Raw genomic sequence first — 13,246 nt, 5'->3', positions numbered from 1 at the left:
TCTCCCGATTCCCCCGTTCCCCCGTTGCCGCGTTCCCTCGTTTCCCCCGTGGAATTGCGGTCCGATGGTTCAGCCGTCAAATTCCCGTTTGTTTATCGGTGAATTACGGCTTCGGGGTGCAGGGGTGCTTGGCCACGCACTCCGCGAAGAACGGGTTGGTCCAGATGACGTCGATGACGCCGTAGTCCTTGTTGACGACGACCCTGCAGTTCGCGCCGTAGTGTTCCTTGCGGATGTTGAACCGGCGGTACTCGACCTTGGGCGTGACGTAGCCGTAGTTCTTGGACTTGACCTTCAGGGTGTCCGTGACGGTGATGCCCTTGGTGGTCGTCTTGGTCACGTTGTGGTCGAACTTCGCCTCGACCTTGCCGATTCCCCAGCTCACGCTGGCGCTGCCGCCCACGGTCCAGCTGGTCGAGCGGCTCGTGGTGGTCTTGAGCGCGTACTTGAGCGTCGAGGTCGCACCGGCGTTGTACTTGCCGGCGGTGGAGCCGATGTTCCTGTAGTACGGCGTGCCGTACTTCTCGATGGTGATGAAGGAGTCGGTTCCACAGTTTCTCTGCGGTGCGTTCGCGGCGGCGGAGGCGGCCGCCGGAATCGCCACGGACGCGCCGACCAGGAGTGCCGTGGTCGCGACGACCCGGCCGGCTGTTCCGAACTTGTTCATTCTTTTACCCCGTGTTTTCTTGTGCGCGCTCGCGTCTCATTGCGCTTCGCGCCGGCGAAGCAGAAATTACTCAGCGGGAGTGGCACCCACAAGCGCTTCTCGTGAATGCCGGGGATTCAGTCTCAAGGAATCCTCAATTCTGTTTTTCGGGACTCCCGGCGGCACTCCTGGTATGCCGGATTTCTCCGTCCTGCGGGGCGGGCGAAAGAGTCACTCTTCGCCCCGAAACGGTCAAACCCATGACGTCGTGTGACCTGTGCCACGCGATGAAGGGTCGTCAGGTCTCAACTCGCGGTGACGCATGACGAGTTGGCAAAGTCATGCACATGCTCAACCGGGAGCGCGCAGAGTCGGTCATGTCCGTCTGATCGGAACATGACCCGAAGGGACGACTTATGGCGCTCTCCCGTTCGGCACGACTGGGGGCCCTCGCGACCGCGGCGGCCTCCTTCCTCGTCATCGCCGCCTCTCCCGCCCCCACCCCCGGCGCGGACGGCATCGGCGACACCTACTTCCCGCAGCTCGGCAACGGCGGCTTCGACGCCCGCCACTACGACCTCGACGTGGCGTACGACCCGGCCACCGGCCGCCTGGACGGCCGTACGACCCTCACCGCCCGCGCGACGCAGAACCTCTCGTCCTTAGACCTGGACCTCCAGAAGCTGGCCGTCACGAACGTCGAGGTGAACGGCAGACGTGCCCGGTTCACGCGCGAGGCCGACGAGATCCGGATCACCCCGCACGACGCCCTGCGCAAGGGCCGCACCTTCACGGTCACCGTCACCTACGGCGGCGTTCCCGAACCCCTGGGCGGGCCCATCGTGTTCGGCTCGAACTACGGCTGGATGAAGACCACCGACGGCGTGTTCGTCGCCTGCGAGCCCAACGCCGCCTCCACCTGGTTCCCCTCCAGCGACCACCCCGCCGACAAGGCCACCTACGACATCCGGATCCGGGCTCCCAAGGGCCTGACCGCGGTCTCCAACGGCCGGCTCGTCGGCACGTACGACAAGGGCGGCTCGACGTACACCCACTGGCGCGAGACGAAGCCCATGGCGACCTACCTCGCGACCGCGACGGTCGGGAAGTTCGACGTACGCACCGGGAAGACCCCCGGCGGCATCCCCGTCTACGTGGCGATCGACCCGGTCCTGGCCAACAGCAACAACGTCGACGTGTACGCCGTCACCGCCGAGGCCACCGACTACTGGTCGCAGATCTTCGGGCCGTACCCCTTCGAGGAGACCGGCGCGATCGTCGACGACATGCCCGAGGCGGGCTTCTCCCTGGAGGTGCAGTCCAAGCCGGTCTACTCGGCCGTGCGCAGCGAGTCGACGATCGTGCACGAGCTGGCCCACCAGTGGTTCGGCGACTCGGTCTCGGTCGAGCGGTGGAAGGACATCTGGCTCAACGAGGGCTTCGCCACGTACGCCCAGTGGCTGTGGGCCGAGCACCGCGGGACCCGCTCGGCGCACGACTCCTTCCTGGCCGGCTACGACGCCCGCCCCGCAGACTCCGCCTTCTGGCAGACGGTCGTCGCCGACCCGCAGCGCGACACGATGTTCGCCTCGGCCGTCTACCAGCGCGGCGCGATGACGCTCCAGGCGCTGCGCGAGCGTATCGGGGACAAGGCCTTCTTCCGGCTGCTTCCGGCCTGGACGAAACTGCACCGCTACGGCAACGCGAACACGGCCGACTTCATCCGGCTGGCGGAGCGGATCTCCGGGCAGCAACTCGATGATCTCTTCCAGACTTGGCTGTTCACGGCAGGGAAACCAACTCTTTGAGCCCAATGAGCCTCGCTTTGTAAGGTTCACAGCGCTCGCCGGGTGAGAATGGAAGGGTGCTCCAAGAACTGTTCAGTCCCTCCGTCCAGCATCGCCTCGACCTGATCGGCATCTTCGTCTTCGCCATCTCGGGTGCGCTGCTGGCCGTCCGCAAGAACTTCGACGTCTTCGGCATCGCCGTCCTCGCCGAGGTGACCGCGCTGGGCGGAGGGCTGTTCCGGGACATCGTCATCGGCGCGGTGCCGCCGGCCGCCTTCACCGACCTGGGCTACTTCGTCACCCCGCTGCTCGCCGCCCTGCTGGTCGTCTTCCTGCACCCCCACGTGGAGCGCATCCAGACCGGGGTGAACGTCTTCGACGCGGCCGGCCTGGGCCTGTTCTGCGTCACCGGCACGACGAAGGCGTACGCCTACGGGCTCGGCCTCCCGCAGTCGGCCGCCCTGGGCCTGGCCACCGCCGTCGGCGGCGGTGTGCTGCGCGACGTGCTGGCCAACGAGGTCCCCTCGCTGCTGCGCTGGGACCGCGACCTGTACGCGGTGCCGGCCATGGTCGGCGCCGCCATGGTCGCGGTGTGCATCCGCTACGACGTCCTCACCCCGACCGCCAGCGGCTTCGCCGCGCTCACTGCCTTCGTGCTGCGCCTGCTCGCGATGAAGTACCACTGGCGAGCGCCGCGTGCGTGGAACCGGCGGTCGACCGTACGTGAGGAGTAGCGCCGCGGACGGTGACGGGGTGGCGCCCCACCCGCGCGGACAGCCAGCGGAACGCCGGCACCACCTGCGGCCGCCACAGCGCCATGGTGTGCCCGCCCGCGGTGGTCGGGACGAACACCACCTGCACGTTCGTCGGCGCGTGCGCGGCCCGGCGCAGCGCGACGCCGGCCTCGTAGCCGTCGTGCGGCTGCCCGGAGACGTAGAGCGAGAGCGGCGGCGGGCTGGCAGCCCGGCGCAGCAGCAGCAACGGGTTGTTGCGGGCGCGCAGGGCCGGGCTCTGGGCGGTGAGCGAGTCGCGTTCGGCCATCGGGTCGTTGTAGCCGGACAGGCTCACCGCGGCCCGGTAGCGGTCCGGGTGGGCGATGGCGAGCTTGAGGGCGCAGTGCGCGCCGGCCGAGTAGCCGGCCAGCGCCCAGCCGGCCGGCGCGGGTTCGGCCCGGAAGTTGTCCATGACCATCTTCGGCACGTCGATGCTCAGCCAGGTGTCGGCGTTGACCGTGCCCGGGATGTTGGCGCAGCCGGTGTCGATCCCGGCCAGCAGGGTGGTGCGCGGGGCGACCAGGATGAACGGCGCGATCCGGCCGGAGCGCATCAGCGGCAGCAGCTGCTCGTGCGCGTGCAGCGCGCCGAACCACGCCTTGGCGGAGCCTGGGTAGCCCGGCAGCAACTCGACGACGGGGAACCTGTGGTGCCGGTAGGCGGGCTTGTCGTACTGCGGCGGCAGCCAGACGTAGACCTCCGCGTCGACGCCGGAGACCCGGCCGTTGACCTGGGTGACCCGTACACCGCCGGCCGCGTGCATACCCGGTCCGTCGGCGAGGGTGAAGTGCTGCTTGACTCTGGGCAGCTGCTCCAGCGCTATGCCGCCGGTGCCGTCCGCACCGAGGTCGGCGGCCTGCTGGACGTGACTGCCGGTGCCCAGCAGGTCGGCCCAGTTGTCATAGAGGTTGTTGGCGTTGTTGACCAGGGTGAAGACCAGGGCGACGGCGGTCCCCTGGGCGAACAGCAGCATCAGGACCCGGGCGGTCGCGCGCGCGGCCCACGGCCCCGGCGTCCGTGACCACAGCAGCAGTGGCAGGGCGACGGCGACGGCGGCGAGCACGATCAAGGTGGTGAGGAACGCAGTCCCGGTGAGGCTCATGTCCTCATAGAGGGCGATGAAGGCCTCGAGGTTACGGACGAGTACGGACACTTACCAAGAAATTGCCGGAACCTCACCCGACTGCGTATCCGCCTGCCCTGTGAAAGCGTCCCAAAGCTACCGCTTAGTAATTTCTTCTTGTACGGTTCAGGCATGTCAGAAGCAGCTACCGTACCGTCCGCCGTTCTCGGCTCCACCGGCACCGGGGCGTCCCCGTCGCGGGCCGCGATCGGCGACAGCGAGTTCGACCGGGACACCGCGCTCACCCGCCGCGAACCCGGTGTCTACGACATCGAGCTCTCGGCCGGCTGGACCATCATCAGCGCCGTCAACGGCGGCTATCTGCTGGCCGTCCTGGGCCGCGCGCTCGCCGACGCCCTGCCGCATCCGGACCCGTTCACGATCTCGGCGCACTATCTGACGGCATCGCAGCCCGGCCCGGCGGTCGTGCGCACCGAGACCGCCCGCACCGGCCGCACCCTCTCCACCGGCCAGGCCTCGCTCTTCCAGCTCGACGACCAGGGCAACGAGGTCGAGCGGATCCGCGTCCTCGCCTCCTACGGCGACCTCGGCGCCCTGCCCGACGACGTCCGTACGGCGGCCCGGCCGCCCGAGATGCCGCCGCCGGAGCAGTGCTTCGGGCCCCAGGACGCGCCGGCCCCGGTCCCGGGCAGCTCGGCCATCACCGACCGTCTGTTCCTCAAGCTGGACCCGTCGACCCTGGGCTGGGCGCTCGGCAAGCCGTCCGGCAAGGGGGAGATGCGGGCCTGGTTCGGCCTGGCCGACGGCCGGGACGCCGATCCGCTCTCCCTGCTGCTCGCGGTGGACGCGCTGCCGCCCACCGCCTTCGAGATCGGCCTGTCCGGCTGGGTCCCGACGGTCGAGCTCACCGTCCACGTCCGCTGCCGCCCCGCCCCGGGTCCGCTGCGCGTCGCCATCACCACCCGCAACCTCGCCGGCGGCTTCCTGGAGGAGGACGCCGAGGTCTGGGACAGCGCCGGCCGGCTGGTGGCGCAGTCCCGGCAACTGGCCCGGGTCAGGCTCGGCTGAGCAGGGCCGGCGCCGGCCGGGTTCCGTCCCGGCCCCGTACCGGCTGTACCGGCCGGGGATCTGTGAACGCGCAGGCCGGCGCGGTGCTTTGAGGCGTGCTTTGCCCGATTGACAGGCCAGGGACAGCGGGCCCCCAAGGAAGCCTCATGGGCCGTTGGTTGAGTGCCCCTCTCAACGGCCCCTCATTTTCCCTGAAGTTGTCTCTCATGAAGCGTGCGCGTCTCGTCCCCGCCGTGGCCCTGCTGGCGATCTCGCCTCTGGTCCTGGCGGCCTGCGGCTCGGGCGACTCGTCCTCGGACAGCGGCAGCTCCGGGCAGCAGGCGTGCCAGGCGCCGTCCGGCATGCCGGGCCGGAACGCCTCCGGCATGCCGAGCGGCCGCCCCTCGGGCGCCCCGTCGGGGATGCCCGGCGGCACCCCCACGGGCATCCCGTCGGGGATGCCCGGCGGAATGCCGAGCGGGATGCCCAGCGGCGGTCCCGGCGGTGCGCAGGGCGGCGGCCAGGGCGGTCCCGGCGGCTGCGGCGGTGCGGGCGGCGGCCAGGGGCAGCAGCAGGCCCAGCAGGGCTGAACCGTCACGCCGTACGAGCCGTACGAGCCGTACGAGCCGCAAGGCGCGAGGCGCCGTACCCGGTCGTCGGGTACGGCGCCTCCGCGCGCTTCGTCGCCGGTCAGTCGAGCCAGTGCCGACGGCCGATGCCGATGAGCCGCAGCTGCCGGGTGGCGACCTGCCGGATGCGCTCCTGCTCCTCCTGCGGGGCGTCCAGGCTCTCCAGGAAGAGCGAGGCGGTGATGAGCATCTGGTCGACGTAGAGCTGCGCGAGCATCAGCAGGTCCGCGTCGCTCCACCCCTCGGACACGCGGTCCTTGGCCAGTTCGTCCCGCACCTCCTCGGCGAACCGGACCAGTTGGTCCCGGATCGCCTCGCGCACCGGCTGCACCCCGCCGTGCCGCTCACGCGCGATGAAGCGGACGTGCGCCGGATGGGCCTGCACATGGCCGGCGATCAACTGCACGGCACGCGCGATGCGTTCGTCACCGGTGTCGGCGGCGGTGACCGTCGTGCGGATCATCGGGTGCAGGCTGCCCAGCGCCTCCTCGACCAGGGCCACGCCCAGGTCGGCGGTGGAGCGGAAGTGCCGGTAGAAGGCCGTCGGCGCCACACCGACGGCGCGGGTCACCTCGCGCAGGCCGAGACTGCTCAGGCTCTGCTCCTCCAGCAGGCCCAGCGCCGCTTCCAGCAGCGCCTGCCGGGTCTTCTGCTTCTGCGCCTGCCGGATGCCGAGGGTGTGACTCATGACACCTAGTTAACAACTGTTCTCTGGAATTGGAAAGCCGTCGCGCACGTTAGACTCAAGAGTCAGTGAACAACTGTAACCACAACCGTTCACCAAGCCGCCTTGAGGCGTATCACGAGCCGCAAGACGCATCCACGAGAGGTATCCCGGAGGGGGATCCGAACACATGCTGTTCCTCGTCGCCGCACTCCTGCTGCTCGGCGTGGTCATGGGCACCGTCGCCCACGCGCCGCTGACCTTCACCGCCGCCGTCGCCGTCGTCGTCGCGGCCTGGCTCGGCATCTTCGCCCTGCGCGAGCTGCACGGCCGCCGCCGCGCCTCGGCCCACCGGCCCACCTCCGCCCGTCCGACCGCCGGGAGCTGACCGCCATGCAACTCACCGCACCTGCCACGCGCCGCACCCGCACCCGGGACACCGACGGCATGGCCGTCGCGTCCTTCATCCTCGGCCTGCTCGGCCTCCTCGCCCTCAACCTCTTCCTCGGCCCGATCGCCATCACCCTGGCGGCGGTCGCCCTGTGGCGCGGCACCGCCCGTCGCGGCCGCGCCTGGCTGGGGCTGGCCCTGGGCGTCGCCGACCTGCTGCTCCTGGTGGCGTTCATGCAGGCGGACAGCACGGTGTCGTGGGGCTTCTGAGCCCGGGGACCGGCCGACGCCGACGCGGCTGCGGGTGGGGGCCCGCAGCCCCGTGCCGATCGGCAGGGCCCGTAGAATCGGGCTCACCATGGCATACCTCGACCACGCCGCGACCACCCCGATGCTCCCGGAGGCGGCAGAGGCCCTGACCGCCCAGCTGGGTGTCACCGGCAACGCCTCCTCCCTCCACGCATCCGGCCGCAGAGCCCGCCGTACGGTCGAGGAGTCCCGCGAGACCCTCGCGGAGGCGCTCGGCGCCCGCCCCAGCGAGGTCGTCTTCACCGCCGGCGGCACCGAGGCGGACAACCTCGCGGTCAAGGGCCTGTACTGGTCCAGGCGGGCCGCCGATCCGCGCCGGACCCGTGTCCTGGCCAGCCCCGTCGAACACCATGCGGTCCTCGACGCCGTGCACTGGCTGGCCGAGCACGAGGGCGCCACCGTGGAGTACCTCCCGGTCGACTCCCACGGCCGGGTCCACCCCGAGGCCCTCCGTGAGGCCATCGCCCGCGACCCGGACGACGTCGCCCTGGTCACGGTGATGTGGGCCAACAACGAGATCGGCACGATCCTTCCGGTCCGTGAACTCGCCGAAGTGGCGGCGGAGTCCGGCATCCCGTTGCACGCCGACGCGGTCCAGGCCTTCGGACAGGTCCCGGTCGACTTCGCCGCCTCCGGCCTCGCCGCGATGACGGTCTCGGGCCACAAGATCGGCGGCCCGTACGGCATCGGCGCCCTGCTCCTGGGCCGCGAGTACACCCCCGTACCCGTGCTGCACGGCGGCGGCCAGGAGCGCCATGTCCGCTCCGGCACCCTCGACGTCCCGGCGATCGCCTCCTTCGGCGTGGCCGGCCGGCTGGCGGCCGAGGGGCGCGAGCGGTTCGCCCGCGAGATCGGCGCGCTGCGGGACGACCTGGTCACCAGGGTCCGCGCCGCGGTGCCCGACGCGATCCTGGGCGGCGACCCCGACCCGGCCGGCCGCCTCCCGGCCAACGCGCACTTCACCTTCCCGGGCTGCGAGGGCGACTCCCTGCTCCTGCTGCTGGACGCCCAGGGCGTCGAGTGCTCCACGGGCTCCGCCTGCACCGCGGGCGTGGCCCAGCCCAGCCATGTCCTCCTCGCCACCGGCACCGACCCGGACCTGGCCCGCGGCACCCTGCGCTTCTCCTTCGGCCACACCTCCACCCAGGCGGACGTCGACGCGGTCGCCAAGGTGATCGGCCCTGCGGTCGAACGCGCACGGGCGGCGGGACTGACGTAGGGCCGGGGCTGACGTAGAGCCCGGGGGAGGGCCTGGTCCGCCGTCACCAGGGGGCCGCCGCACGGGCGTCACGGCGTGATGTGCGTCACGTGCCCCTCGGCCGGACTGTCGCGCGGACCGGACCGCGGGACGCTCACGCCGTCGCGTGCGGCCGCGCCGAGGCGGCACCCGCCGCCCGCACCAGCCGCAGGTACCGCGGCCAGTCCCAGTGCGGCCCGGGATCCGTGTGGTCCGTGCCCGGCACCTCCACGTGCCCGATGATGTGCGCACGGTCGACGGGTATCCCGTACCGCGCGCATATCGCCGCCGTCAGCCGGGCCGAACCCTCGTACATCGCCTCGGTGAACGACGAGGCCCGCTCCACGAAGCCCTCGTGCTCGATGCCGACACTGCGCTCGTTATACGACCGGTTGCCCGCGTGGAACGCCACGTCCAGCTCCCGGATCATCTGCGTGACGTGCCCGTCCTTGCGCACGATGTAGTGGGCCGCCGCCCCGTGCCGCGGATCCTGGAACGCCTTCACCGCGCTGTCGAAACCGCCCTGGGTGACATGGACGACCACCCGGTCGATCGCGTAGTCGTCCGGCCGGTCCGCCCGGCGGTAGTTCGCCGGCGAGGCCGCCACCCACCGCGCACCCCGGAAATCGACCGCCCCCGCCACCCGCGGCTTCTCCACGCCGGGCAGCCGCCACCACAGGTGCCCCAGCTCCCGGCGCGCGAGCGCGGCGGTGCCCACCGCGGCCGCGATCCCGCCGATCAGCAGCCCGCGCCGCCCGATCCGCTGATCCGCGTCGCCGCTCTTCGCTCCCGCCCGCTTCTCCCCCATGTGATCGTCAACGCAAACCCGCGAGCTCCGGTTCCCGCGCCCCCTTACCCTTGAAGCGCTATGACTGACACCCCGCGCTCCCGCCCCCTCCGCGTCCTCGCCGCCATGTCCGGTGGCGTCGACTCCGCAGTCGCCGCCGCCCGCGCGGCCGAAGCGGGCCACGACGTGACCGGAGTCCATCTCGCGCTCTCCGCCAACCCGCAGTCCTTCCGCACCGGCGCGCGTGGCTGCTGCACGATCGAGGACTCGCGCGACGCCCGGCGCGCGGCGGACGTCATCGGTATCCCGTTCTACGTCTGGGACCTCGCCGACCGCTTCCGCGAGGACGTGGTCGAGGACTTCGTCGCCGAGTACGAGGCGGGACGCACCCCGAACCCGTGCCTGCGCTGCAACGAGAAGATCAAGTTCGCCGCCCTGCTGGACAAGGCGCTGGCGCTGGGCTTCGACGCGGTGTGCACGGGCCACTACGCGAAGGTGCTGGTCCGCGAGGACGGCACCCGCGAACTGCACCGCGCCTCCGACATGGCCAAGGACCAGTCGTACGTCCTCGGTGTGCTGGACGACCGCCAGCTGGCGCACGCCCTCTTCCCGCTCGGCGACACGCTCACCACGAAGGACGAGATCCGCGCCGAGGCCGAGCGCCGGGGCCTGGCCGTGGCCAAGAAGCCCGACTCGCACGACATCTGCTTCATCGCCGACGGCGACACCCAGGGCTTCCTGGCCGACCGGCTGGGCAAGGCGGAGGGCGACATCGTCGACGAGTCCGGCGCCAGGCTGGGCACCCACGAGGGCGCGTACGGCTTCACCATCGGCCAGCGCAAGGGACTGCGCATCGGCGTCCCGGCCGCGGACGGCAAGCCGCGCTACGTCCTCGACATCTCGCCGGTGAACAACACGGTCACGGTCGGTCCGGCGGCCTCCCTCGACGTGTCCGCCCTGACCGCGATCAAGCCCCGCTGGTGCGGCGCCGCCCCGGCCGGCCCCGGTACCTACACCGCCCAGCTGCGCGCCCACGGCGGCGAGACGGAGGTGAGCGCGCACCTCGTCGACGGCGAGCTGCGGGTCACGTTCACCGAGCCGGTCCGCGGTGTCGCCCCCGGCCAGGCGATCGTGCTGTACGACGGCACCCGCGTGGTGGGCTCGGCCACGATCGCGACGACGGTACGGGCGACGGCCGGGGCGGCCTGAGCCCTCCCGGGGCGTCGCGAGGGCGTCCGGAGCCCACCCGGCACCGTGCGGGCGGTGCGAGCCCACTCGGCACCACGCGGACGGCGTGAGCCCTCCGGCGCCGTGCGGGCGGTGCGAGCCGACCCGGCACGGCGCGGGCGGCGCGAGCCCTTCCGGCGCGGGCTACTCGCCGAAGAACTCCGCCAGCACCGGTGCGAGCGCGGTCGGGTCCACCATGTGGGTCTGGCCCTCCAGGACGCGGTAGGCCCCCTGGGGCACGGTCTCGGCGACCGCCCTGGTCGCCTCGCGCAGCCATGCCGGGCTGGCCCCGCCCGCGACGGCCAGCACCGGCACGCCGACCGAGGCCAGCCGCTCGCGGGGGACCAGGCCGTCGCCCATGACGGTGTTGTCGTAGGCCAGGGTCGGGGCGGCCGCCTCCATGGCGGGCCACATGGGGGACTGCCGGGCGCTGTCGATCATCCCCTCGGCCAGGCCGGTCAGCCGCAGGAACAGCGTGACCGCGTCCCCGCGCCGCCCCTCGGCCAGCGCCCGGTCCAGGTTCTCGGTGTACTCGGCGCGTTCCTTCGCACCGCCGCCCCCGAAGTCGGCGAACGGCGTCTCGTACACCGCGACCTGACGCGCCGGCACCCCGGCGGCGGCCGCCGCCAGGACCAGCGCGCCACCCGAGGAGACACCGCACAGCTGCGCCTCGCCGCCCACCGCCTCGATCAGCGCGGCGATGTCCTCGACCTCACGGTCCACCGCGTACGGAGCGGTGTCACCGCTGCCGCCGCGGCCCCGGCGGTCGTACACGACGACGCTGAAGCGGTCCGAGAGGGCCGCGGCCAGGGGCGCCATCGTGCCGCCCGTGGACATGGCACCGCTCACCAGGACGACCGCCGGGCCCTGTCCGGTGCGTTCGTAGGCGAGGGAGGTCCCGTCGCGCGAGATGGTCTTGTTGTCCATGTCTGACGAGACTGCCACTCGGCACCGGATTAGTCGCTCACAACACCTCCACTTCGTAGAAGCAGAGGTGGTCCTTGATCTCGGCGACGTCCGGCTTCGGGTCGGGATAGAACCAGACGGCGTCCGCCGCGTCCGGCAGCGACCAGTACGAGGCCGTGCCCTTGAAGGGGCAGTACGTGTGCGTGTCGGAGGGGGTCAGCAGGTCGAGGCGGACGTCGTCGGCCGGGATGTAGTACCGCGCGGGACAGCCCGTCTCGCGCAGCACCAGGGGACGGTCGCTCTCCGCCAGGGTCCGGCCGTCGTGGACGACCCGGACGCGCTGCGTGCCCTGCTCGATGGTGATCGTGTGTCCTTCAGCCATACCGGGGACAGCGCCCGCCGGGCGCCGCTTCTTCCCGCGTACCGTGTCCCGTATGCGTATCTGTGTCTTCCTCTCCGCCGCCGACCTCGACGACCGCTACACCCGCCCCGCGCGCGAGTTCGCGCAACTGCTCGGCAAGGGCGGCCACACCCTGGTCTGGGGCGGCTCCGACGTCGGTCTGATGAAGGTGGTCGCCGACGGCGTGCAGGAGACCGGCGGGCGGCTCGTCGGGGTCTCCGTGGACTTTCTGGCGGCCAGGACCCGCCCGGGCGCCGACGAGATGGTGATCGCGCGCGACCTGGCCGAGCGCAAGCGGCTGCTGCTGGAGAAGGCCGACGCGGTGGTGGTGATGGTCGGCGGGACCGGGACGCTGGACGAGGCGACCGAGATCCTGGAGCTGAAGAAGCACGGGCACACCGAGAAGCCGGTCGTCCTGCTGAACACCGCGGGCTTCTACGACGGCCTGGAGACGCAGTTCCGGCGCATGGAGGCCGAGGGCTTCCTGCCCCGCCCCCTCGCCGAACTGGTGTTCTTCGCGCAGGAGCCGCTCGCCGCGCTGGCCTACCTGGAGGCCGCGACACCGGCGGCTCCCGCCGCGGGCGCCGGCCTGGGGTGATGCGAGCATGGCGGCATGGCTACTCATGTGATCACCGGGGCGGGGTCGGGCATCGGCGCGGCCGTCGCCCGCCGTCTGCACGAGCGCGGCGACGAACTCGTGCTGCACGCGCGCGACGCCGGCCGTGCGAAGGAACTGGCTGCCGAGTTCGACGGGGCGCGCACGCTGGTCGGTGACCTGGCGGATCCCGACAAGCTGAGCTGGGCGTTCTCCCACCAGAGCCTGCCGGACCGGGTGGACTCCCTGCTGCACATCGCGGGCGTGGTCGACCTGGGGCCGGTCGGCGACCTGACCCCCAAGTCGTGGCGTCACCAGCTGAACGTCAACCTGATCGCCCCCGCGGAGCTGACCCGCCACTTCCTGCCCCAGCTGCGGGTCGCCCAGGGGCACGTGATCTTCGTCAACTCCGGTGCCGGGCTCAACGCCCACGCCGACTGGTCGGCGTACGCGGCCTCCAAGCACGGCCTGAAGGCCCTCGCCGACTCCCTGCGCCACGAGGAGCACGCGAACGGCGTCCGGGTCACCTCCGTCTACCCCGGGCGCACCGCCAGCCCGATGCAGGCCAAGGTCCACCAGCAGGAGGGCAAGGAGTACGACCCGGCGCGGTGGATCGACCCCGAGTCCGTCGCGACGGCGATCCTGATGGCCCTCGACCTGCCCCGGGACGCGGAGGTCAACGACCTGACGGTACGGCCGGGACGGTGAGCCCGCGGTGACCGGCGGCGGTGCGCGACGACCGGCGGTGGCGGGGGGCTCCCCGCG

16 protein-coding genes are annotated in these 13,246 nt (G+C 71.6%); 10 read left to right on the top strand and 6 right to left on the bottom strand.

Translation table 11 applies throughout. The annotated features are described in order from the left end of the window. Positions 1-103: 103 nt before the first annotated feature. Positions 104-667, bottom strand: coding sequence for a hypothetical protein (locus tag ABT085_RS02480; protein ID WP_351600751.1), 564 nt, complete (start codon positions 665-667; stop codon positions 104-106). Positions 668-1,062: 395 nt separating this feature from the next. On the opposite strand from ABT085_RS02480, the gene ABT085_RS02475 reads away from it, so the two are divergent. After that, positions 1,063-2,454 (top strand): M1 family metallopeptidase, encoded by a 1,392-nt coding sequence (locus tag ABT085_RS02475; RefSeq protein ID WP_351600748.1) that lies wholly within the window; start codon positions 1,063-1,065, stop codon positions 2,452-2,454. Between the two features lie 56 nt (positions 2,455-2,510). Next, positions 2,511-3,167: a trimeric intracellular cation channel family protein gene (locus ABT085_RS02470; RefSeq protein ID WP_351600745.1), complete on the top strand. Its 657-nt coding sequence runs from the start codon at positions 2,511-2,513 to the stop codon at positions 3,165-3,167. On the opposite strand, the gene ABT085_RS02465 is transcribed toward ABT085_RS02470, so the two are convergent. Further along, positions 3,076-4,308, bottom strand: a complete 1,233-nt coding sequence (locus ABT085_RS02465; protein ID WP_351600838.1) for an alpha/beta hydrolase — start codon at positions 4,306-4,308, stop codon at positions 3,076-3,078. The two genes, ABT085_RS02470 and ABT085_RS02465, sit on opposite strands and share 92 nt — an antisense overlap. Before the next feature lie 153 nt (positions 4,309-4,461). Between ABT085_RS02465 and ABT085_RS02460 the strand changes: the two genes are divergently transcribed. Continuing rightward, on the top strand, positions 4,462-5,358 hold the full coding sequence (locus ABT085_RS02460) for a thioesterase family protein (RefSeq protein WP_351600737.1): 897 nt from the start codon (positions 4,462-4,464) through the stop codon (positions 5,356-5,358). 206 nt (positions 5,359-5,564) lie between these two features. Then, complete coding sequence (locus ABT085_RS02455) at positions 5,565-5,927, top strand: hypothetical protein (RefSeq protein ID WP_351600734.1); 363 nt, start codon at positions 5,565-5,567, stop codon at positions 5,925-5,927. A gap of 100 nt (positions 5,928-6,027) precedes the next feature. Here ABT085_RS02455 and ABT085_RS02450 read toward each other — a convergent pair whose 3' ends face one another. Then, the gene (locus ABT085_RS02450) at positions 6,028-6,654 is read right to left on the bottom strand and encodes a TetR family transcriptional regulator (RefSeq protein ID WP_351600731.1); all 627 of its coding nucleotides are present in this window, start codon (positions 6,652-6,654) and stop codon (positions 6,028-6,030) included. Positions 6,655-6,820: 166 nt separating this feature from the next. On the opposite strand from ABT085_RS02450, the gene ABT085_RS02445 reads away from it, so the two are divergent. The 3 genes from ABT085_RS02445 to ABT085_RS02435 all read left to right on the top strand — a co-directional run bounded on the left by ABT085_RS02445 (position 6,821) and on the right by ABT085_RS02435 (position 8,548). After that, complete coding sequence (locus ABT085_RS02445; RefSeq protein ID WP_351600728.1) at positions 6,821-7,018, top strand: hypothetical protein; 198 nt, start codon at positions 6,821-6,823, stop codon at positions 7,016-7,018. 5 nt (positions 7,019-7,023) lie between these two features. Then, on the top strand, positions 7,024-7,290 hold the full coding sequence (locus tag ABT085_RS02440; protein WP_351600725.1) for a DUF4190 domain-containing protein: 267 nt from the start codon (positions 7,024-7,026) through the stop codon (positions 7,288-7,290). Between the two features lie 88 nt (positions 7,291-7,378). Then, a complete protein-coding gene (locus ABT085_RS02435; protein WP_351600722.1) occupies positions 7,379-8,548 on the top strand; it encodes a cysteine desulfurase family protein in 1,170 nt (389 codons plus the stop codon). Positions 8,549-8,681: 133 nt separating this feature from the next. Here the strand turns inward: ABT085_RS02435 and ABT085_RS02430 are convergent, their stop codons facing one another. Then, positions 8,682-9,374 (bottom strand): N-acetylmuramoyl-L-alanine amidase, encoded by a 693-nt coding sequence (locus ABT085_RS02430; RefSeq protein ID WP_351600719.1) that lies wholly within the window; start codon positions 9,372-9,374, stop codon positions 8,682-8,684. Positions 9,375-9,434: 60 nt separating this feature from the next. Here ABT085_RS02430 and mnmA point away from each other — a divergent pair, with 60 nt between their 5' ends. Continuing rightward, entirely contained in the window at positions 9,435-10,562 is a 1,128-nt protein-coding gene (mnmA, locus tag ABT085_RS02425; protein ID WP_351600717.1) for a tRNA 2-thiouridine(34) synthase MnmA, read from the top strand. A gap of 162 nt (positions 10,563-10,724) precedes the next feature. Here mnmA and ABT085_RS02420 read toward each other — a convergent pair whose 3' ends face one another. Next, a complete protein-coding gene (locus ABT085_RS02420) occupies positions 10,725-11,507 on the bottom strand; it encodes an alpha/beta fold hydrolase (RefSeq protein WP_351600714.1) in 783 nt (260 codons plus the stop codon). Between the two features lie 37 nt (positions 11,508-11,544). Then, on the bottom strand, positions 11,545-11,868 hold the full coding sequence (locus tag ABT085_RS02415) for a DUF427 domain-containing protein (RefSeq protein WP_351600711.1): 324 nt from the start codon (positions 11,866-11,868) through the stop codon (positions 11,545-11,547). 52 nt (positions 11,869-11,920) lie between these two features. On the opposite strand from ABT085_RS02415, the gene ABT085_RS02410 reads away from it, so the two are divergent. Both ABT085_RS02410 and ABT085_RS02405 read left to right on the top strand, forming a co-directional pair. Next, positions 11,921-12,484 carry an LOG family protein gene (locus tag ABT085_RS02410; protein ID WP_351600708.1) on the top strand — a complete coding sequence of 188 codons (564 nt, stop codon included), beginning with the start codon at positions 11,921-11,923 and terminating at the stop codon, positions 12,482-12,484. A gap of 15 nt (positions 12,485-12,499) precedes the next feature. Continuing rightward, positions 12,500-13,189: an SDR family oxidoreductase gene (locus ABT085_RS02405; protein WP_351600706.1), complete on the top strand. Its 690-nt coding sequence runs from the start codon at positions 12,500-12,502 to the stop codon at positions 13,187-13,189. Positions 13,190-13,246: the final 57 nt, after the last annotated feature.

The sequence above is a fragment of the Streptomyces sp. NPDC002265 genome, assembly GCF_040296125.1.
GTDB lineage: Bacteria > Actinomycetota > Actinomycetes > Streptomycetales > Streptomycetaceae > Streptomyces.
The sequence above is the reverse complement of the archived record's forward strand: the minus strand, read 5'-3'. Positions and strand labels throughout refer to the sequence as shown.

Coding starts and splice junctions, on each gene's coding strand:
- ABT085_RS02480 (WP_351600751.1), bottom strand. CDS start 667: ATGAACAAGTTCGGAACAGCCGGCCGGGTCGTCGCGACCACGGCACTC.
- ABT085_RS02475 (WP_351600748.1), top strand. CDS start 1,063: ATGGCGCTCTCCCGTTCGGCACGACTGGGGGCCCTCGCGACCGCGGCG.
- ABT085_RS02465 (WP_351600838.1), bottom strand. CDS start 4,308: ATGAGCCTCACCGGGACTGCGTTCCTCACCACCTTGATCGTGCTCGCC.
- ABT085_RS02460 (WP_351600737.1), top strand. CDS start 4,462: ATGTCAGAAGCAGCTACCGTACCGTCCGCCGTTCTCGGCTCCACCGGC.
- ABT085_RS02455 (WP_351600734.1), top strand. CDS start 5,565: ATGAAGCGTGCGCGTCTCGTCCCCGCCGTGGCCCTGCTGGCGATCTCG.
- ABT085_RS02450 (WP_351600731.1), bottom strand. CDS start 6,654: ATGAGTCACACCCTCGGCATCCGGCAGGCGCAGAAGCAGAAGACCCGG.
- ABT085_RS02445 (WP_351600728.1), top strand. CDS start 6,821: ATGCTGTTCCTCGTCGCCGCACTCCTGCTGCTCGGCGTGGTCATGGGC.
- ABT085_RS02440 (WP_351600725.1), top strand. CDS start 7,024: ATGCAACTCACCGCACCTGCCACGCGCCGCACCCGCACCCGGGACACC.
- ABT085_RS02435 (WP_351600722.1), top strand. CDS start 7,379: ATGGCATACCTCGACCACGCCGCGACCACCCCGATGCTCCCGGAGGCG.
- ABT085_RS02430 (WP_351600719.1), bottom strand. CDS start 9,374: ATGGGGGAGAAGCGGGCGGGAGCGAAGAGCGGCGACGCGGATCAGCGG.
- mnmA (WP_351600717.1), top strand. CDS start 9,435: ATGACTGACACCCCGCGCTCCCGCCCCCTCCGCGTCCTCGCCGCCATG.
- ABT085_RS02420 (WP_351600714.1), bottom strand. CDS start 11,507: ATGGACAACAAGACCATCTCGCGCGACGGGACCTCCCTCGCCTACGAA.
- ABT085_RS02415 (WP_351600711.1), bottom strand. CDS start 11,868: ATGGCTGAAGGACACACGATCACCATCGAGCAGGGCACGCAGCGCGTC.
- ABT085_RS02410 (WP_351600708.1), top strand. CDS start 11,921: ATGCGTATCTGTGTCTTCCTCTCCGCCGCCGACCTCGACGACCGCTAC.
- ABT085_RS02405 (WP_351600706.1), top strand. CDS start 12,500: ATGGCTACTCATGTGATCACCGGGGCGGGGTCGGGCATCGGCGCGGCC.